The organism is Achromobacter sp. ISS7 (assembly GCF_056523125.1).
The window spans coordinates 865678-885445 of sequence record NZ_JAWRZD010000001.1 but is presented as its reverse complement, the minus strand read 5'-3'; the positions used below and the strand labels follow the sequence as shown (position 1 = coordinate 885445).

The window sequence follows — 19768 nt, the reverse complement described above, 5'->3', positions numbered from 1 at the left end:
AACGCACCCCATGAACGTCTCCCATAAGCTGTTTGGCGCCCTGGCCCTGTCGCTCGCCTGCTCGGCCCCGGCGCTGGCCGCGGACCGCACCGTGTTCCTGCCGCTGCAACCGGCCATCGAGGCCGCCCAGGCCGCCGGCAAGATCGACGGCAGCGTCAAGTTCTACCTGGCGGGCACCGGCCCCAAGGGCAAGGTGCTGGAAGCCGGCGTGGTCACCAACCGCAAGACCAACGCCTTCGCCAAGAAGGACGCCGAGGCCTGCCTGTGGGTGGCGCAATCGGCCGTGATCGCCCTGCACGAAGCCGCCAAGAAGGCCGGCGCCAACGCGGTCACCAACATCGTCAGCTACTACCGCAAGAACGAATACAGCAGCAAGACCGACTACGAATGCCACGCCGGCGCCATGGTGGCCGGCGTCGCCCTGCGCGGCGACCTGGCCCAGGTCAAGTAAGGGCCGCCCTGGCCAGCCAGCGCGGAGGGCCGTCCCACGGACGGCCGCCCCACGGTTACACTGCGCCTTTGACGCAACACCACAAAGGTTCCCCCATGAGCACCGCTACGCTCAAGACCCGCCTCTCCGACGCCGTCAAGGACGCCATGCGCGCCAAGGCGACCGAGCGCCTCGCCACCCTGCGTTTCCTGCTGGCCGCCGTCAAGCAGAAGGAAGTCGACGAACGCCGTGACCTGACCGACGCCGAGATCACCGGCATCATCGAAAAGCAGGTCAAGCAGCGCCGCGAATCCATCGCCGCGTTCGAGCAGGCCGGCCGCACCGAGACCGCCGAGCAGGAAAAGGCCGAACTGGTCGTGCTGCAGGAATTCCTGCCGCAGGCCGCCACGCCCGAGGAAGTGTCCGCCGCCATCGACGCCGCCCTGGCTGAAGTGGCCGCGCAGGGTGTCACCGGCGCTCCCGCCATGGGCAAGGTCATGGCGCTGCTGAAGCAATCGCTGGCCGGCCGCGCCGACATGACCGCGCTGTCGCAGCAAGTCAAGAGCCGGCTCGCCTGAGCATGGCCGGCGCCGCCGACGCGCTGGACGCCCTGGCCCCGCCGCTGCGCGGGGCGATCGGCGACTGCGTGGCGGCGATCAACCTGGCGCGGCAGCATTTCGAGTCGCGCTACGACACCGCCATTGCCGATCCACTGCAGGCCGACCCCGCGGCCCTGCGCCGCCTGTCGGACGCCATCGCACCCGTGATCGAACGCCTGGCCGCCGAGCCGGACAACGGCCACGGCTGGGGCGCGGGCGGCGGCTCGGCCCTGGGCTACCGCGAGGCGCGCCCGGTGACGCTGGGCCTGTGGCGCGGCAGCCATGGCCGCCCGAGCGACGCCGACGGCACGCTGGATTACACCCGCTGCCTGTACCTGCTGTTCCAGGCCACGGGCCTGGCGCCCGCCGCCATGGCGCAGGCCATCGCGCCGCTGCGCGACGACATCGTCTTCAACCACGTCACCCTGCACATCATCGAAGACGCGCTGGCGCAGGCCCTGCACGCCGGCGCGAGCCAGCCGGCGCGCGCCGCCGCGGCCGAACCCCACATCCAGCAACTGCGCGTCACCCACATCTTCCGCGAGGAAGACAACCGCTACCAGGGCTACCGCATCCTGCTGCGCGACGCGGCCGACCAGGGCGACGCCGCCGCCGCGCTCAAGCTGCTGCCCCAGTGCAATACGCGCAGCGAACGCCACGAGATCGACACGATCAAGAGCCGGCTGGTGGCCGCCGTCAGCGCCCGCGAGGGCCTGCAGGCCGCGCTCGACCTGTGCGCCAACAAGCGCATCGGCGCGGCCTACCGCGAATACGCGCTGCAACCGGTCATCGACGCCGGCGCCTACGAGGCGCTGCGGGACACGCTGGCGCGGCACCCCGACCTGGCCAGCGCCGACAGCGGCGACGGCCTGAGTTTCCTGGTGCCCGCCTTCTGCGTCCGTGAAAAGGCCGCCGGCGCCGCGCGCGACGCGCAGGAATTCGACGCCCTGTTCGCGCGCGTCGACGCCATGGATCCCAAGCTCAAGCACGGCGATGCGCGGCTGCGCGACTGGCTGCTGCTGGAACTGGGCCTGGCCTCCCCCAACGACCCGGCCTACGTCGCGCGCTGCCGCAAGGCCATCAAGAACGCCTCCATCAAGCGGGAACTCGGCGGCGCCTGACACGGCGTCCGCCGCCCCCCCCGTGCCTCAGAACGCGCCGCCGAACAGGTCCGGCTGGCGCGTCTGCTCCTGCGGGTCGGCGAAATTGCTCATGCCCACGCCGGCCAGCCGGTACAGCGTCTGCGCCGGCAGGTCGACGCGCTCGCACAGCAGCCGCGCCTGCGCCGCCAGTTCGGCGGCCGAGGCCGGCGGATGCGGGCTGGTCTGGCTGCGCGTCAGGATGCGGAAGCGGTCGGTCTTGAGCTTGAGCACCACCGTGCGGCCCAGCGCGCCCTTTTTCAGCGCCTGGCTCCAGACCTTCTCGGCCATGCGGTCGATGGCCTCGCCGATCGCCTCCAGCCGCACGTCTTCGGAAAACGTGGTCTCGGCCGACACCTGCTGCAGCGGCTGGTCGGTCTGCACCTCGCGCTCGTCGATGCCGCGCGCCAGCTCGTACAGGCGCCGGCCATAGCGGCCAAAGTAGTGTTCCAGTTCCTGGACCCCGTGCGTGGCCAGGTCGCCCACGGTCTGGATGCCCAGTTGCTCCAGCCGCGCCTGCGTCACCTTGCCCACGCCCGGCACCTTGCGCACCGGCAGCGGCTGCAGGAATTCCAGCACCCGAGTCGGACGGATCACGAACTGGCCGTCCGGCTTGTTCCAGTCGGAAGCGATCTTGGCCAGGAACTTGTTGGGCGCCACGCCCGCCGACGCGGTCAGGCCGGTCTCGGCGCGAATCTGCTGGCGGATCACCTGCGCCACCTCGGTGGCCGACGGCAATCCCAGCTTGTTGACGGTGACGTCCAGGTAGGCCTCGTCCAGCGACAGCGGCTCGATCAGGTCGGTATGGCGGGCGAAGATCTGGCGGATCTGGCGCGACACCTCGCGATAGCGGTTGAAGTCGGGCGGCACGTAGACCGCCTGCGGACAGAGCCGCTGCGCGCGCACCGCCGACATCGCCGAATGCACGCCGAAGCGGCGCGCCTCATAGGAGGCCGCGCACACCACCGAGCGCGGCCCGGTCCACGCCACCACCACCGGCTGGCCGCGCAGGTCGGGGTTGTCGCGCTGCTCCACGGAGGCGTAGAACGCATCCATGTCGATGTGTACGATCTTGCGGCTGGCGTCGCTCATGTCAATGAAAAACGGATCGGCGACCGCATGGCGCCGGCAGGGGCGCGAAAAGTACGATCACCGGAAAAAACGGCCACTGCCGACGAATCCGCTCGGGTCGGCAGCATAAAAGTGGATATTATGACCGCCAAATTCCCGTCTTCCCCTTTCCCCGCGTGCCCCCTTCGATGACTGCAACCGCAACCCCCGCCCCGGGCGAGTATTTCGGCCTGGCGATTCCCTTCATGCGTTTCCTGGGCCTGGTGCCCGAGCAGATCGGGCCGGCCTATGCCCGCACTTCGCTGCCGTGGCGCGAAGACCTGACCAACAGCCGCGGCGACGTGCACGGCGGCACCCTGATGAGCGTGCTGGACTTCACCCTGAGCGCCGCGGCGCGCGGATCGGCCGAGGCCACCGAGGGCATGGCCACCATCGACATGAACACCACCTTCCTGTCGCCGGGCACCGGCGACCTGGTGATCGAGGCGCGCTGCCTGCGCCGGGGCGGCTCCATCGCCTTCTGTGAAGGCGACATCCGCCGCGCCGACGGCGAACTGGTGGCGCGCGCCACCGCCACCTTCAAGATCATCCGCCGCCGCCCGGGCGGCGACTGAACGGACGGCGCCGCCGCCGTTATTTCGGCAGGTCGCGCGACGGCTTGACCGGCGGGCGCGGATCCAGCGGCATGTAGCTGGCGCACGAGCTCATGCCGTAGTAGATCGCGTCCTGCATGGCGCGCATCGCGGCCGCGTCCCAGGTGCCCTTGCCCCACATCACGATGCGGGTATCGGTGGTCTTGGGGCCGGCCGCCTTCAGGTCGACCCGGGTCATTTCGTTGTCGGTGTACGGCGCCAGCACCCGCACCACGGCGGTCTGGGCGCTTTCGTCCAGGTTCGACACCACGCGGTAGGCGTTGTCGGTGCTGCGCAGGCAGGCGTTGGCCTGGCGCACCGTGGTGGCGTAGGCGTCCTTGAAAGCGACGGGCGCCTTGAATTCGCTGTGCGGCGAGGCGCCGTCCTGCGAAATGCCCAGCGAGCAGCCCGCCAGGCCCAAGGCCAGCGCCGACGCCACGACCAGATTCCGAACCATGTATTTCTCCAGATTGATAGCCGCGATTATCCCGCAAACGGGACACCGGCATAAGAGGCCTGGCCGGTTCGACACCCCGGCCGCGGCTATGGCATTATCGACGAGTCCGGCGGCGCATGGCGGCCGGATGAAACCGTCGGAGGTATGCCTTGCTCTCATTCATGAAACACACCCTCATGGCCGCCGGCATCGTCGGCGCCTCCCTGGGCGCCAGCGCCGCCGCGCAGCCCCCCCGGGCCTACCCCCTGAAAGACTTTTTCCGCAATCCGGAACGCGGTTTCTTCCGCCTGGCCGACGACGGCAAGACCCTGGGCTTTATGCAGCCCACCAGCGTCGACGGCAAGCCGCCGCGCATGAACATCTACGTCCAGGCGCTGGACGGCAGCAAGCCGGTGGGCGAACCGCGCAAGCTGACCAGCGAATCGGCCCGCGACATCAGCAATTTCTTCTGGAAAGGCCCCGACGTGGTGCTCTACCAGAAGGACTTCGGCGGCGACGAGAACTTCCACGTCCTGGCGGTGGACGCCAAGAGCGGCAAGGTCACCGACCTGACCCCCTATGACGGCGTGCGCGCCAGCATCGAGGACGACCTAGAAGACGACCCCGACCACATCCTGATCAGCCACAACCAGCGCGACCCGCAGGTGTTCGACGTCTACCGCGTCAACGTGCACACCGGCGCCGGCGTGCTGGTGGCGCAGAACCCCGGCAACATCGTCGGCTGGCAGACCGACCACGCCGGCAAGGTGCGCGCCGCCGTCACCAGCGACGGCCTGAACACCACCCTGCTCTACCGCGACAACGAAGCCTCGGAATTCCGCCCGCTGTTCACCACCGACTACCGCACCAGCGTCAGCCCGGCCTTCTTCACCTTCGACGACAAGAAGTTCTACGCCCTGTCCAACCGCGGCCGCGACAAGCTCGCGCTGGTGGTGATCGACCCGGCCAGTCCCGACAAGGAAGACGAGATCTTCACCCCGGACACGGTCGACCTGGACGCCGCCGGCTTCTCGCGCAAGCGCCGCGTGCTGACGGTGGCCTCGTACCAGACCGACAAGCCGCAGTACAAGTTCTTCGACGCCGAGACCGAAACCCTGTTCAAGAAACTGTCAGCCCAGCTCGAGGGCTACCAGTTCGCCATCCAGGGCGCCAACCGCGACGAGGACAAGTTCATCGTCGCCGCCTACAACGACCGCACGCCCGGCTCGCGCTACATCTACGACGCGCGCGCCGACACGCTCTCCAAGCTGGCCGACATCAACCCGGCCATCCCCGAGGCCGACATGTCGCGGGTGCAGCCGATCAGCTACCAGAGCCGCGACGGCCTCACCATCCACGGCTACCTGACGCTGCCGGCCGGGCGCGATCCCAAGAACCTGGCGTGCATCGTCAACCCGCACGGCGGCCCGTGGGCGCGCGACGGCTGGGGCTACAACCCCGAGGTGCAGTTCCTGGCCAACCGCGGCTTCTGCGTGCTGCAGATGAACTTCCGCGGCTCCACCGGCTACGGCCGCCGCTTCTGGGAAGCCAGCTTCGGCCAATGGGGCCTGAAGATGCAGGACGACATCACCGACGGCGTCGAATGGCTGGTCAAGCAGGGCATCGCCGACCCCAAGCGCATCGGCATCTACGGCGCCAGCTACGGCGGCTACGCCACGCTGGCCGGCGTGACCTTCACGCCCGACCTGTACGCGGCCGCCGTCGACTACGTCGGCGTGTCCAACCTGTTCACGTTCATGAAGTCGATTCCGCCCTACTGGAAGCCGATGCTGGACAAGATGCAGGACATGGTCGGCGACCCCGTGCGCGACAAGGACCGCCTGGCCGCCACTTCGCCGGCGCTGCACGCCGACCGCATCAAGACGCCGCTGTTCGTCGCCCAGGGCGCCAAGGACCCGCGCGTCAACAAGGACGAGAGCGACCAGATGGTCAAGGCGCTCAAGGCCCGCGGCGTCGAAGTGGAATACATGGTCAAGGACAACGAAGGCCACGGTTTCCACAACGACGAGAACAAGTTCGAGTTCTACGCGGCGATGGAAAAGTTCTTCACCGAACACCTCAAGCCCTAGGGTCAGGCCTCGGTCGCCAGGTCGGCGGCCTCGCCCTGCCCATCCTCCCGGGCCGCCTGCGGGCGGCCCGGCGCACGTCCGCTCCAGGCCATCTCGACCCGGTCTCGTCCCAGTTCCTTGGCCTTGTACAGCGCCAGGTCGGCGCGGGCCAGGATGCCGTCGGCGGTATCGCCCGGCTGCAAGGTCGCCACGCCGCCGCTGGCCGTCATGCGCAGTTCCTGCCCCGGCAGCTGCAGCGGCGAATCGCGCAAGGCATCACAGACCCGCTGCGCCTGCACCAGCGCGCGGGCGGCATCACAGTCGTACATCAGCAGCACGAATTCCTCGCCGCCCAGGCGGCCGAAACGGTCGCTGGCGCGCACGGCCCGCGGCACCACCTGCGAGAAATGGCGCAACGCGACGTCGCCCGTGGCGTGGCCATGGCGGTCGTTGATCGATTTGAAGTGGTCGATGTCCAGCACCAGCACCGCCAGCCGGCCGCCGCTGCGGGCGCAACGCCGCAGCTCGTGTTCCAGTTCATCGAGGATGCTGCGGCGCGAGTAGGCCCCCGTCAGGCTGTCGAAGGTCAGCGCGGCCTGCATCTGCTCCGACAGGGAAGTCTGGATCAGCAACAGCAGCGCCAGGAACAGGGCCGGCACCGTCACCGAACCGCAGACGATGAAGAACAGGCCCCAGGGCGTCGGATCCACCAGCGACGCCGGCGGCACCCAGCCGCTGCCGTACACCGCCACGCGCAAGGCATGCAGCGCGGCCAGCCCGCCCATCGACAGCAGCACGTACAGCACCACCCCCGGCGTCTGGATGGTGCGGCGCTGGCGGTACACCACCGAACAGGTCGTCGCCATCAGCGCGGCGGTGTAGCCGGAAAACAGGCTGATGCGCCCGCTCAGGTAATCCACGCCGTACAGCATCACCGCCATCCCCACGATGGCGGCCAGCGCCATCAGGGCCACGCGCAGCGCCTGTGGCCGCAACCCGAAGAACTGCCGCACGCCCACGTAGACCAGGCTCATCGCGGCCAGCCACGAGGCGTTGGACAGCAGCACGTAGGCGGCGGGCGGCATGATCTCGGACGAGGCATAGCCCAGCAGCGACAGCACCGCCAGCGCGTTGGCCCAGATGAAGACCTGCACGCCCGGCACCCCGCCGCGCGCATGCAAGGGCAACAACAGCGGCAGCGCCAGGGCCGTCGCCAGGCCCCACACCAGGAAAAATAAAGAAGTCGTCATGTTTTTGCCGGCTCGCGCCTTTGGGGGCGGTCGCCGTCGCTAGGAACATCTGTTGCACCGGATGCAGGTTCAGGGACGCGTTACAGACCTGCACTTTTGACGTTTTTTGTTACCTGCATGGCGAACCATGCGAACCCTTTCCGTCGCGCACAACGTTCCGTACCAGGTCTGCCCCAATACCGGCATACCGCCACGACGGTTGCGCGGTATGCAACAGAGAATACGCCAAGCTTCGTAACAACGATCCACCCTTTGCACTAATTGACAGTTGGATCGGCCGAAAACCCATAAAGTTCGACCTGTTGCCGGCGTCGCCAGAAGCGCCGCAACCACGCCCCACGGGCGTGGCGCGTACTAGCCATGCACTCCTTCGCGCGAGTGCGAAGGTCCCCGCAGCGGGCGCCGCGCAGTCACTACCCAACGCTCACCCATCCGCCGCCGGCGCCCCTTCGCGTCCGCGCCGCGCCTTCGGCAACGCGACCCGCGCGTCCGGCCGGCGGAGCCCTGAGCGCCCTCGTCGCAACTGCGGAAGTACTACGGATGCTGAAAGGAACTCTGCCCCTTTGGGGTCAAGCGGGCCACGACACCGGGCCCGCCACGCAGGCGGGCCCGCGGCAGCGGGCCGCCGCCTCGGCGCTGCGCGCCCTGACGGCCTGCGCGCTGCTGGCCCCCTCGCTGGCGCTGGCCGCCCCCGCCGCCGACTATGACGCGCTGATCGCGCGCGCTCGCGCCGGCGACTACGAACCGGCCCTGGCCATGCTGCGCCAGGGCGCGGGCGCCGGCCGCCAGGCGGTCTACGACCACATCGTCATCGCCGGCTGGGCCGGCCGGCCGGCCGAGGCGGTCGCCGCCTACGAATCCCTGCCGCCGGCCGCCGCCCTGCCCGCCGACATCCAGCTGGCGGCGGCGCGCGCCTACCGCGACCTGCGCCGCTGGCCCGAGGCCCTGGCGGCCTATCGCGCCGGCCTGCGCCGCCATCCCGGCCAGGCCGCCTTCGCCGCCGGCGAAATCATGACCCTGGCCGATGCCGGCCAGACCGAGGCCGCGCTCGCCGCCGGCCGCGCCTGGATCAAGCGCGCGCCGCGCGACGCCGACGCGCGCCTGGCGCTGGGCTATGTCCACGTGCGGCTGCGCCAGCCCTACGAAGCCCTGCACCAGGCCGACCAGGCGCTGGCGATCGCGCCCGGCACGCCCTACGTGCTGCGCGAATACATCGACGCCCTCAGCCGCGCCCGTCTGGCGCAGCCCGCGCTGGACCTGGCGCGCCAGCACCCCGACCTGTTCGATGCCGCGCAGTTGCGCCGGCTCGAGGGCGACGCGCTGGCCCAGCAGGTCCGGCTGGCCGCCATGCCGACCCGCGGCGAGGCCGAGCGCTTCGCCATCGCCGACCGCGCGCTGGCGCGCTACGACGTCCTGATCCCGGCCTGGGAAGCCCTGGGCGAACCGGCGCGCCAGGACGTGCTGCGCGCCCGCATCGACCGCCTGCACGCGCTGCATGCGCGGGTCCGCATGGCTGACGTGGTGCGCGAATACGAAGCCTTGCACGCCCAGGGCGTGGCGGTGCCGCGCTATGCGCTGAACGACGTCGCCTCGGCCTACCTGTACCTGCGCCAACCCGAAAAGGCCCGCGACCTCTACCGCCAGGTCGGCGCCGACGGCGCCAGCCGCGACGACGACGCCGAAGACCGCCTCAGCACCGAAACCGGCCTGTACTACGCGCTGGCCGAAGCCGAGGAATTCGACGACACCGACGCCGTCACCGACGCCATCGAATCGGGCTACGCGCCCTGGCTGTACTACAAGGGCCAGGCCACCCGCAACCCCAACGACCTGAAGCTCGAAAGCGCCCAGACCGTGGCCGCCGCGCGCCAGCTGGCCGACGACACGGTCTCGGCCGAACAGCGCCTGCGCGGCATGGTCGAGAACGCGCCCAACAACTCCACGCTGCGCGCCGACCTGGCCTCGCTGTACCGCCGGCGCGACCTGCCGCGCGCCTCGGAACGCGAACTGAAACTGGCCGAGACCCTGGCGCCGCGCGCGCTCTCTGTCGAGAACGGCCAGGGCTTCACCGCGATGGACCTGCAGGAATGGCGCCAGGCCGAGGCCCTGTCCGCCGACACCCTGACGCGCGCGCCGGAAAACCTCACCAGCCGCCGCCTGGCGCGCGAATGGGAAGTGCACAACAAGGCCGAGCTGCGCATCAGCGGCTATCGCGGCCTAGCCTCGGACAGCCCAGTCAACGGCAATGGCGACTTCGGCATCGACGCGGTGCTGTATTCGCCGCCCATCGACTACAACTGGCGCGCCTTTGGCGGCGGCGGCTACGCCACCGGCGACTTCGAGGAAGGACGCGGCAATTACCGCTGGCTGCGCACCGGCGTCGAATGGCGCGGCCGCGACCTGACGGTCGAGGGCGAAGTCTCGACCCACAGCTACGGCCACGGCGTCAAACCCGGCCTGCGCCTGTCGGCGGCCTACGACATCGACGACCACTGGCAGGTGGGCGGCTCGGGCGAACTGCTGTCGCGCGAGACCCCGCTGCGGGCGTTGACCAACGACATCACCTCCAACCGCCTGACCGGCTTCGTGCGCTGGCGCGCCAATGAGCGGCGCGAATGGACGCTGTCGCTGTCGCCGTCGCGCTTTTCCGACGGCAACCAGCGCTGGGAACTGGGACTGGCCGGGCGCGAGCGCGTCTACACCGCGCCGCACCTGAAGGCCGACCTGACGCTGGACCTGTCGACCCAGCGCAACAGCCGCGACGACGCGCCCTACTACAACCCGCGTTCGGACCTGATGGCGCTGCCCGGCGTGCGCCTGACCCACACGCTGTACCGCCGCTACGAAACCGCCTGGGAACAGATCGGCACCGCCGGCGCCGGCACCTACACCCAGCAAGGCCACGGCACCGGCGGCGTCATCGCGCTGGGCTATGGCCAGCGCTACCGCGCCAACGACGTCCTGGACATGGGCGCGATGGTCACCGGCATCAGCCGCCCGTACGACGGCCAGCGCGAGCGCGAACTGCGCATCGTGTTCGACCTTGCCTACCGCTTCTGAGACCGCCATGTTGCTCAAGCTACCCACCCGACTCCTGCTGGCGGCCCTGTTGCTGCTGGCCATCCTGGCGCTGACCGCCTGCGCCAAGGACATCCCGGTCTACACGCCGCCGTCCGAACGGCCCGTGGCGGCCGCCGAAAAACCCTGGGTCGCCGGGAATTTCCTGGCCCTGGCGTACCACGACGTCGAGGACGACGACCCCGACCAAGCCTTCCTGAGCGTGCGCACCGACCGCCTCGTCGACCAGTTGGCCTGGCTGCGCGAGAACGGCTACCAGGCCGTCTCGGTCGACCAGATCCTGGCCGCGCGCCAGGGCGGCAAGCCGCTGCCCGAGCGCGCCGTGCTGCTGTCGTTCGACGACGGCTACCGCAGCTTCTACACCCGCGTGCTGCCGATCCTGAAGGCCCACCGCTGGCCGGCGCTGCTGGCGCCCGTGGGCACCTGGATGGACACCCCCGCCAACAAGCCGGTCGACTTCGGCGGCAGCCCGGAACCGCGCCGCCGCTTCCTGGACTGGAACGAGATCCGCCTGATCTCGCAGTCCGGCCTGGTCGAGATCGCCGCCCACACCGACGCCTCGCACTACGGCGCGCCGGCCAACCCGCAGGGCAACACCGAGCCGGCCGCGGCGATCCGCGCCTACGACGCCAAGACCGGCAACTACGAGACCGAGGCCCAGTTCCAGGCCCGCATGGGCGGCGACGTGCGCGCCATCAGCCGCAAGATCGAGCAGGTCACCGGCAGGAAGCCGCGCGTCTGGGTCTGGCCCTATGGCGCCGAGGGCGGCAGCACGCTGCGCATCGCCGCCGACAACGGCTACGAGCTGGCGCTGACGCTGGAAGACGGCCCGGGCCGCCTGGACCGGCTGATGTCGACGCCGCGCATGCTGCTGGCCAGCGACCCGCCGCTCAAGCCCTTCGCCAACAGCATCGTCGGCATGGAAGCCACGCCGTCCATGCGCGTGGCCCACGTGGACCTGGACTACGTCTACGACCCGGACCCGGCGCAGACCGACCGCAACCTGGGCGAGCTGGTGCAGCGCATCCTCGACCTGCAGATCAACACCGTGTTCCTGCAGGCGTATTCGGACCCGACCGGCGACGGCCTGGTGCGTTCGGTGTACTTCCCCAACCGCTGGCTGCCGGTGCGCGCCGACCTGTTCAACCGCGCCGCCTGGCAGTTGCACAACCGCGCCAACGTCATGGTGTACGCCTGGATGCCGGTGCTGGCCTATGACCTGGACGCCTCGATCCCGCGGGTCACGCGCTGGCAGCCTGGCCAGGCCGAGGCGCGCCCCGATCCGGACCAGTACCGCCGCCTGTCGCCGTTCGACGCCACCGCGCGGGCCCGCATCGGCGACCTGTACGAAGACCTGGCGCGCCACGCCATCTTCGACGGCATCCTGTTCCACGACGACGCCGTGCTGTCCGACTTCGAGGACGCCAGCCCCGGCGCGCTGGCGGCCTACCGCGCCGCCGGCCTGCCCGCCGACATCGGCCAGCTGCGCGCCGATCCGGACACGCTGCAACGCTGGACCCGCTTCAAGAGCCGCGCCCTGGTCGACTTCACCGCCGAGCTGACCGAGCGCGTGCGCGCCGTGCGCGGCCCGCAGATCAAGACCGCCCGCAACCTCTTCGCCATGCCGATCCTGGAACCGCAGTCCGAGACCTGGTTCGCGCAGAACCTGGACGATTTCCTGGGCGCCTACGACTGGACCGCCCCCATGGCCATGCCGCTGATGGAAAACGTGCCCAAGGGCCAGGAAAACGCCTGGCTCGACCGGCTGGTCGACGCCGTGGCGCGGCGCCCCGGCGCGCTCGACAGGACCGTGTTCGAACTGCAGGCGCGCGACTGGCGCACCGGCCCGGGGCGTCCCGAGGCCACGCCGATCGACACCGCGGTGCTGGCCGGCTGGATGCAGCGCCTGCAACTGCGCGGCGCGCGCAGCTTCGGCTACTACCCCGACGACTTCTCGCAAGACCAGCCCCGGTTGCAAGGCATCCGGCCCGCCATCTCCGAAGCCTGGTATCCCCTCCGATGATCGACCGTCTGATTGCCCTGATTATCCTGCTGGCGGTGCTCGGCGCGCCGTTCGGCTTCACCATGATGCTGACCGGCCAGGCGCTGCTGGGCTTCGTCTTCTTCTATCCGCTGTTCATGTCCGGCATGTGGATGGCCGGCGGCCTGTACTTCTGGTGGCACTGGGAACGGCGCTGGCAGTGGGGCCCCGGATCGACGCCGCCGGCGCTGGCCGGCGATCCGCTGGTGTCGATCCTGGTGCCCTGCTACAACGAGGCCGACAACGGCGAGGAAACCCTGCTGGCCGCGCTCAACCAGCGCTACCCGAACATCGAGGTCATCGCCATCAACGACGGCTCCAGCGACGCCACCGGGCCGATGCTGGACCGGCTGGCCGAACAGCATCCGCGCCTGCGGGTGGTGCACCTGGCGCAGAACCAGGGCAAGGCCATGGCGCTGCGCATGGGCGCGCTGGCCGCGCGCAGCGAATACCTGGTCTGCATCGACGGCGACGCGGTGCTCGACCCCGACGCCGCCGCCTACCTGGTGGCGCCGCTGATCGACAACCCGCGCGTGGGCGCGGTCACCGGCAACCCGCGCATCCGCACCCGCTCGACCCTGATCGGCCGCATCCAGGTGGGCGAGTTCTCGTCCATCATCGGCCTTATCAAGCGCACCCAGCGCGTCTACGGGCAGGTCTTCACGGTGTCCGGCGTGGTCGCCGCCTTCCGGCGCGCGGCGCTGGACCGGGTCGGCTACTGGAGCCTGGACATGATCACGGAGGACATCGACATCAGCTGGAAGCTGCAGCGCGACCACTGGTCGATCTTCTACGAGCCGCGCGGCCTGTGCTGGATCCTGATGCCCGAGACGTTGCGCGGGATCTGGAAGCAGCGCCTGCGCTGGGCCCAGGGCGGCGCCGAGGTGTTCCTGAAGAACCTGCGCTCGATCTGGAGCTGGCGCCACCGCCGCCTGTGGCCGCTGATGCTGGAGTTCTGCCTGTCGACGGCCTGGGCCTTCGCCTTCGGCGTGTCGGTGCTGCTGTGGCTCATCAGCCAGGTCGTGACCCTGCCCAACAACATGCACATCGCCAGCCTGATGCCGCCCGCCTTCACCGGCATGATGCTGGCGGTGGTGTGCCTGCTGCAGTTCGCCATCAGCATCCTGATCGACCGCCGCTACGAGCCGGGCCTGTCGCGCGCGCTCTACTGGGTCATCTGGTATCCCCTGGCCTACTGGATGGTGAGCCTGTTCACCACCCTGGTCAGTTTCCCCAAAGTCATGCTGCGCAAGCAGGCCAAGCGCGCGCGCTGGACCAGCCCCGACCGCGGCATCAAATCACCGGACGCATCATGATCATCACCACGCAACGCTCGCGCGCGGGCTATCTGTTCGACCTGCTGTTGACCGCGGTGGGCTGGTTCGCCTTCGTCTACCTGTTCGGCGCCGGCATCGTCGCCATCCTGCGCGGCGCGGCCAGCGGACCGCAGGCGCCGCTCTGGCCGACCTTCCTGCCCTCGCTGCAGACGCTGGGCAGCTACGCCGTGCTGGCGTTGTTGAATGCAGCGGTGCTGGTCTTGTGGGCGGCCTACAACCACCTGCGCTTCGGCGGCAAGGACCGGCGCCAGCCGATCGCGCCGCTGGACGACCAGCGGCTGGCCCTGAGCTTCGCCGTCACGCCACGCCAGATCACCCAGTTGCGGGCCGCTCGCGTCACCATCATCCACCACGGCGGCGACGGCGAGATCCAGGCCATCGAGGCTGCCCGCCCGCGCCTGGCCGCCGTGTCGGCCGCCTGAAGACGGATACGGAGCGGACCGAAGGATGGCCACCCATGGCCATCAGCGGCGCGCCCGGCCTCGCGCCGCGCGCCATCAGGCGCGCTTGCGCTCCACGTTCGGCAGCAGCACCGCCACCACGCCCAGCAGCGGCAGGTAGGCGCAGACCTGGTACACATAGCCGATGCTGGTGGCATCGGCCAGCTTGCCCAGCGCCGCCGCGCCCAGCCCGCCCATGCCGAAGGCGAAGCCGAAGAACAGGCCGGCGATCATGCCGACCTTGCCCGGCACCAGTTCCTGCGCATACACCACGATGGCCGAGAAGGCCGACGCCAGCACCACGCCGATGATCACCACCAGCACGCCGGTCCAGAACAGGTTGGCGTACGGCAGCAGCAGCGTGAACGGCGCCACGCCCAGGATCGACACCCAGATCACGATCTTGCGGCCGATGCGGTCGCCCACCGGCCCGCCCACCACCGTGCCCACCGCCACCGCGGCCAGGAACAGGAACAGGTACAGCTGCGCCTCGCGCACCGACAGCGCGAACTTGTCGATCAGGTAGAAGGTGAAATAGCTGTTCAGGCTGGCCAGGTAGAAGTATTTCGAGAACACCAGCAGGCCCAGCACGGCCAGCGCGCCCAGCACCTGGTTGCGGGTCAGGCCGTGGCCGCCGCCCTCGCGCCGGGCGCGCGGCTTCAGGCGCACGCGGTTGGCGCTGTACCAGCGGCCGATGCCGGTCAGCACCACCATGCCGAACAGCGCCGCCAGCGAGAACCAGGCCACGCTGCGCTGCCCATGCGGAATGATGAATAGCGCCGCCAGCAGCGGCCCCAGCGCCGAGCCGACGTTGCCGCCCACCTGGAACAGCGACTGCGCCAGCCCATGGCGCCCGCCCGAGGCCATGCGCGCCACCCGCGACGATTCCGGATGGAACACCGACGAGCCCGTGCCCACCAGCACCGCCGCCACCAGCAGCCAGCCGAACGACGGCGCCACCGACAGCAGCAGCAGGCCGGCCAGCGTGAAGCCCATGCCCACCGGCAGCGAATACGGCTTGGGATTGCGGTCGGTGTAGAAGCCGATGAACGGCTGCAGCAGCGAGGCCGCCAGCTGGTACACCAGCGTGATCAGGCCGATCTGCGCGAACGACAGGCTGAACGAATCCTTCAGCATCGGATAGATGGCCAACAGGATCGACTGGATCATGTCGTTCATCAGGTGCGCCACGCTGATGGCGCCCAGCACCGCGAACGCGGTGGATGGGTCGGCAACGGCGGGGTTCGGCGCCGGCGCGGCGGACGCGGCGCGGTCCGGCAGCCCGGCGGCGGGATTCTGGGCGGAGTTCATGGATAGGGAAAAGGAAAAAGGAAACGGGAATGCGTCCGACCTCACGCCGGGCGCCCTGGTTAGTGTAGGAACGGCGCTCCGCCCGCGACTGACAATTTTCGTCGGGAAAGTGACAAAATAGCGCTTTCCCCACCATGAATCCGGCTTCCTCCTTTTGTCGGAAGTGACACCATGCCCACTCGGCCCGCGCGCCTCGACCCGGCCCGCAGCATCGACGCCCAGGACTACCAGGACCGCCCCCGCGGCGTGACGGCGATGGCCAAGGAATTCACCGCCGGCGCCCGCACCGGCGCCCATTCCCATCCGCGCGCCCAGCTCATCTACGCCGTCGAGGGCGTGATGCACGTCACCACCCCGAGCGGCTTCTGGGCCCTGCCGCCGCTGCGCGCGCTGTGGGTCCCGGCCGGCGTGCCGCACGGCGTCGACATGATCGGCGCGGTCTCGATGCGCTCGCTGTACATCCATCCCGACGCCGCGCAGGCCTACTGGCCGCAATGCCAGGTGATCGAAGTCAGCGGCCTGCTGCGCGAACTGATCCTGGCGCTGACCGCCGAGCCCATCGACTATCCGCTGGGCGGACGGGCCGAGCAGGTGGCGGCGCTGATCCTGTCCGAACTGGCCGCCGCCCGCGTGGTGCCGATCCAGATTCCCTGGCCGCGCGACCGCCGCCTGCAGACCATCTGCGAAGCCATCCTCGACCGCCCCGGCCTGCAGCGCGGCATCGAGGACTGGGCCAGCGAGGTCGGCGCCAGCGCGCGCACCCTGATTCGGCTGTTCCAGGCTGAATTGGGACTGAATTACCGCCAGTGGGTGCAGCAGGTGCGCCTGGCCGACGCAGTCTGCCGCCTGTCGCTGGGCGTGCCGGTGGCGCGCATCGCCGCCGACCTGGGCTATCGCAGCCCCAGCGCCTTCAGCGCCATGTTCCACCGCGCGCTGGGCGCGCCGCCGCAACGCTACCTGCGGGCGGAGGCCCCATGACATCTGCAACCGGCCTTGCCGTTTGTCACGGCGCGCAATACATTTCAGCGCGCGCTTGCCCTGTCGCGCTGCGTGAAAGCCGCGCAGCGCGTATGCTCAAACCCGTCCCCATATCCTTGGCCCGTACGCCGGTTCCTCCCCGCGGGCAAGTTTGGTTACCGAAACCTTCCGGCGCCATCGCCGGTCTATAGCGTTCTGCCCTAGAATCGCCTGCAATGAGCACCCCCCAGCAATCCTCCGCCAACCCGGGCGGCAAATCGGGCTTTCCCTGGAAACGACTCCTCGTCAAGGCTGGCGTCGCCGTCGCCGGCCTCGGTGTCTGCGGGGCGGTCCTGGTCGGCCTGGCGCTGGCGATCGCCTGGCCCAGCCTGCCGGACCTGCACGCCATGACCGACTACCGGCCGCGGGTGCCGCTGCGCATCTACACCGCCGACAAGGTCCTGATCGGCGAATACGGCGAAGAACACCGCAACGTGCTGCGCTTCGATGAAATCCCGCCGGTGATGCGCCAGGCGGTGCTGTCGGCCGAGGACGACCGCTTCTACCAGCACGGCGGCGTCGACTGGATGGGCATGGCGCGCGCCGTGCTGGTCAACCTCGTCAAGCAATCCAAGACCCAGGGCGGCAGCACCATCACCATGCAGGTGGCGCGCAATTTCTACCTGTCGTCCGAGAAGACCTATTCGCGCAAGTTCTACGAACTGCTGCTGACCTACAAGATTGAATCCGAGCTCACCAAGGACCAGATCCTCGAGCTCTACATGAACCAGATCTACCTGGGCCACCGCGCCTACGGCTTCGCCGCCGCCTCGCGCACCTACCTCGGCAAGCCGCTGTCGGAAGTGACGCCGGCCGAAGCCGCGATGCTGGCCGGCATCCCCAAGGCGCCCTCGCGCTTCAATCCCATCACCAATTTCGCGCGCGCCGAGATCCGCCAGCACTACGTGCTGGGCCGCATGAAGACGCTCGGCTACCTGACGCCGGAACAGGCCGACGAGGCCCTCAAGCAGCGCCTGACCATCCGCGGCAGCGACGGCTCCAGCATCCGCGGCTTCGCCATCCACGGCGACTACCCGGCCGAACTGGCGCGCCAGCTGATGTACGGCGTGTTCCAGGAACAGACCTACTCCAAGGGCATCGACGTCTACACCACGATCGACTCCAAGGACCAGGAAGCCGCCTACCGCGCCGTGCGCGATGGCGTGATGGACTACACCCGCCGCGCGCCCTACCCCGGCCCCGAAGACCAGATCGAACTGCCCGACGGCGTCGAGAAGGACCCCGCGGCGCTGGACGACCTGCTCGACGGCGTGCAGGAAAAGACGCCCGACAGCGAAGACCTGCTCACCGCCGTGGTGCTGGCCGCCAGCCCGCAGGAAGTGACCGTGGCGCGCAGCGCCCGCGACATCATCACCATCTCCGACAAGAAGGCGCTGTCGGTGGTGGCGCGCGCGCTCAACCCCAAGGCCAGCGACAGCCAGCGCATCCAGCGCGGCTCGGTGGTCTACATCCACAAGAACGGCGACGGCTGGGAAATCATCAACATGCCGGCGCTGCAGGCGGCGCTGGTGTCGATGGTGCCGCAGGACGGCGCCATCCGCGCCATGATCGGCGGCTTCGACTACAACCGCGGCACCTTCAACCGCGTCACGCAGGCCTGGCGCCAGCCGGGCTCGAACATCAAGCCGTTCGTGTACGCCGCGGCCCTCGAGCGCGGCCTGACGCCCGCCACGCAGATCTCGGACCAGCCGTTCATGCTGACCGCCGCCCAGACCGGCTCGAAGGACTGGCAGCCCAAGAACGACGGCAACCGCTACGAGCCCATGCTGACGCTGCGCCAGGGCCTGTACAAGTCCAAGAACATGGTCACCATCCGCATCCTGCAGGCCATCAGCCCGCAGTACGCGCAGGACTACCTGACCCGCTTCGGCTTCGACAAGGCGCGCTGGCCGGCCGTGCTGCCGCTGGGTCTGGGCGCCGGCGGCGCCACGCCGCTGCAGGTGGTCAACGGCTACAGCGTGTTCGCCAACGGCGGCTACCGCGTCACGCCCTACCTGGTGGCCAAGGTCACCGACCGCTCGGGCAACGTGCTGATGCAGGCGCAGCCAGTGGTGGCGGGCGACGCCGCCGCGCGCGCCATCGACCCGCGCACCGCCTGGGTCATGGACGACATCCTGCGCGGCGTCACCACCAGCGGCACCGCGGCGCGCGCGCACCAGGTGCTCAAGCGCAACGACGTGGGCGGCAAGACTGGCACCACCAACGAGGCGGTCGACGTCTGGTTCTCCGGCTTCACCCCCAGCCTGGCCACCACGGTCTGGATGGGCTTCGACCAGCCCAAGTCGCTGGGCACCAATGAATTCGGCAGCGGCCTGGCGCTGACCACCTGGCTCGACTACATGCAGCCGGCGCTCAAGGGCGTGCCCGAGGCCAAGCCGGCGCCGCGTCCCGACGGCCTGCTGGTGGACAACGGCGAATACTATTTCAACGAATTCCCGCCGGGCCAGGCGGTGGCTTCGCTGGACCTGTCCAGCGGCGACCCGCTGACCGACTTCCTCAACAACAACCGCTCCACCGACGGCGTCGACAACTCGGTGCGGCCCCTGCCCGCCCCCGGCGCGGCGCTGCCGCCGGCGACTCCGCCCCAGGCGGGTACGCCCCAGGCGGGTACGCCCCAGTCCGGCGCGCAAGCGCCCGCGCAACCGATGCCGGCCCAGCAGGCGCCGGTGGCGCAGCCGATCCCCGTGCCGGCCGCCGGCGGCGGCGCCCTCGGCGGCTCGCTGGGCGGCGGCGACGGCGGCAATACCCCGATCCCGCCGATCCCGGTGCCGCGCGTCGAGGCCGATCCGCTGGGCGGCGCCCGCGCCAGCGCCGTCAACGGCGTCGGGCCGCTGGCCGCGCGGCCGCTCTAGGCGCCACAGCCCCCTCTCGGCCCGTGTTGCACGGGCCGCCCCCCG

The 19768-nt window shown here is 69.7% G+C and carries 15 protein-coding genes; 11 read left to right on the top strand and 4 right to left on the bottom strand.

Features of this window, described 5'->3' with window-relative positions:
* The first annotated feature begins 10 nt into the window (after positions 1-10).
* The 3 genes from AC1HFW_RS04095 to AC1HFW_RS04085 all read left to right on the top strand — a co-directional run bounded on the left by AC1HFW_RS04095 (position 11) and on the right by AC1HFW_RS04085 (position 2150).
* A complete protein-coding gene (locus AC1HFW_RS04095) occupies positions 11-451 on the top strand; it encodes a hypothetical protein (RefSeq protein ID WP_061071738.1) in 441 nt (146 codons plus the stop codon).
* 95 nt (positions 452-546) lie between these two features.
* On the top strand, positions 547-1008 hold the full coding sequence (locus AC1HFW_RS04090) for a GatB/YqeY domain-containing protein (RefSeq protein ID WP_006394120.1): 462 nt from the start codon (positions 547-549) through the stop codon (positions 1006-1008).
* A gap of 2 nt (positions 1009-1010) precedes the next feature.
* A complete protein-coding gene (locus tag AC1HFW_RS04085) occupies positions 1011-2150 on the top strand; it encodes a hypothetical protein (protein WP_479281902.1) in 1140 nt (379 codons plus the stop codon).
* Positions 2151-2177: 27 nt separating this feature from the next.
* Here the strand turns inward: AC1HFW_RS04085 and dinB are convergent, their stop codons facing one another.
* Positions 2178-3260, bottom strand: a complete 1083-nt coding sequence (gene dinB, locus AC1HFW_RS04080) for a DNA polymerase IV (protein WP_006394118.1) — start codon at positions 3258-3260, stop codon at positions 2178-2180.
* Between the two features lie 167 nt (positions 3261-3427).
* Between dinB and AC1HFW_RS04075 the strand changes: the two genes are divergently transcribed.
* Positions 3428-3853: a PaaI family thioesterase gene (locus AC1HFW_RS04075; RefSeq protein WP_238888726.1), complete on the top strand. Its 426-nt coding sequence runs from the start codon at positions 3428-3430 to the stop codon at positions 3851-3853.
* A 19-nt stretch (positions 3854-3872) separates the two neighbouring features.
* On the opposite strand, the gene AC1HFW_RS04070 is transcribed toward AC1HFW_RS04075, so the two are convergent.
* Complete coding sequence (locus tag AC1HFW_RS04070; protein WP_479281900.1) at positions 3873-4328, bottom strand: BPTD_2524 family lipoprotein; 456 nt, start codon at positions 4326-4328, stop codon at positions 3873-3875.
* A gap of 161 nt (positions 4329-4489) precedes the next feature.
* Here AC1HFW_RS04070 and AC1HFW_RS04065 point away from each other — a divergent pair, with 161 nt between their 5' ends.
* Positions 4490-6397 carry a S9 family peptidase gene (locus AC1HFW_RS04065; RefSeq protein WP_420534862.1) on the top strand — a complete coding sequence of 636 codons (1908 nt, stop codon included), beginning with the start codon at positions 4490-4492 and terminating at the stop codon, positions 6395-6397.
* Between the two features lie 2 nt (positions 6398-6399).
* Here AC1HFW_RS04065 and AC1HFW_RS04060 read toward each other — a convergent pair whose 3' ends face one another.
* On the bottom strand, positions 6400-7626 hold the full coding sequence (locus AC1HFW_RS04060; protein WP_061071742.1) for a sensor domain-containing diguanylate cyclase: 1227 nt from the start codon (positions 7624-7626) through the stop codon (positions 6400-6402).
* A 540-nt stretch (positions 7627-8166) separates the two neighbouring features.
* On the opposite strand from AC1HFW_RS04060, the gene pgaA reads away from it, so the two are divergent.
* Genes pgaA through pgaD form a run of 4 tightly spaced genes read left to right on the top strand, consistent with a single transcriptional unit; the run spans position 8167 to position 14504 of the window.
* Complete coding sequence (gene pgaA / locus AC1HFW_RS04055) at positions 8167-10686, top strand: poly-beta-1,6 N-acetyl-D-glucosamine export porin PgaA (RefSeq protein ID WP_479281898.1); 2520 nt, start codon at positions 8167-8169, stop codon at positions 10684-10686.
* A 7-nt stretch (positions 10687-10693) separates the two neighbouring features.
* Positions 10694-12727, top strand: coding sequence for a poly-beta-1,6-N-acetyl-D-glucosamine N-deacetylase PgaB (gene pgaB / locus AC1HFW_RS04050; protein WP_479281897.1), 2034 nt, complete (start codon positions 10694-10696; stop codon positions 12725-12727).
* The gene (pgaC, locus tag AC1HFW_RS04045) at positions 12724-14061 is read left to right on the top strand and encodes a poly-beta-1,6-N-acetyl-D-glucosamine synthase (RefSeq protein ID WP_116521442.1); all 1338 of its coding nucleotides are present in this window, start codon (positions 12724-12726) and stop codon (positions 14059-14061) included. The genes pgaB and pgaC overlap by 4 nt, the downstream gene beginning before the upstream one ends.
* On the top strand, positions 14058-14504 hold the full coding sequence (gene pgaD, locus AC1HFW_RS04040; RefSeq protein ID WP_006394110.1) for a poly-beta-1,6-N-acetyl-D-glucosamine biosynthesis protein PgaD: 447 nt from the start codon (positions 14058-14060) through the stop codon (positions 14502-14504). The genes pgaC and pgaD overlap by 4 nt, the downstream gene beginning before the upstream one ends.
* Before the next feature lie 75 nt (positions 14505-14579).
* Here pgaD and AC1HFW_RS04035 read toward each other — a convergent pair whose 3' ends face one another.
* A complete protein-coding gene (locus tag AC1HFW_RS04035; protein WP_479281895.1) occupies positions 14580-15833 on the bottom strand; it encodes an MFS transporter in 1254 nt (417 codons plus the stop codon).
* A 171-nt stretch (positions 15834-16004) separates the two neighbouring features.
* Here AC1HFW_RS04035 and AC1HFW_RS04030 point away from each other — a divergent pair, with 171 nt between their 5' ends.
* Together AC1HFW_RS04030 and AC1HFW_RS04025 are read left to right on the top strand one after the other, a co-directional pair.
* The gene (locus AC1HFW_RS04030) at positions 16005-16811 is read left to right on the top strand and encodes an AraC family transcriptional regulator (RefSeq protein ID WP_241073088.1); all 807 of its coding nucleotides are present in this window, start codon (positions 16005-16007) and stop codon (positions 16809-16811) included.
* A gap of 215 nt (positions 16812-17026) precedes the next feature.
* A complete protein-coding gene (locus AC1HFW_RS04025; RefSeq protein WP_479281893.1) occupies positions 17027-19723 on the top strand; it encodes a penicillin-binding protein 1A in 2697 nt (898 codons plus the stop codon).
* Positions 19724-19768 lie beyond the last annotated feature (45 nt).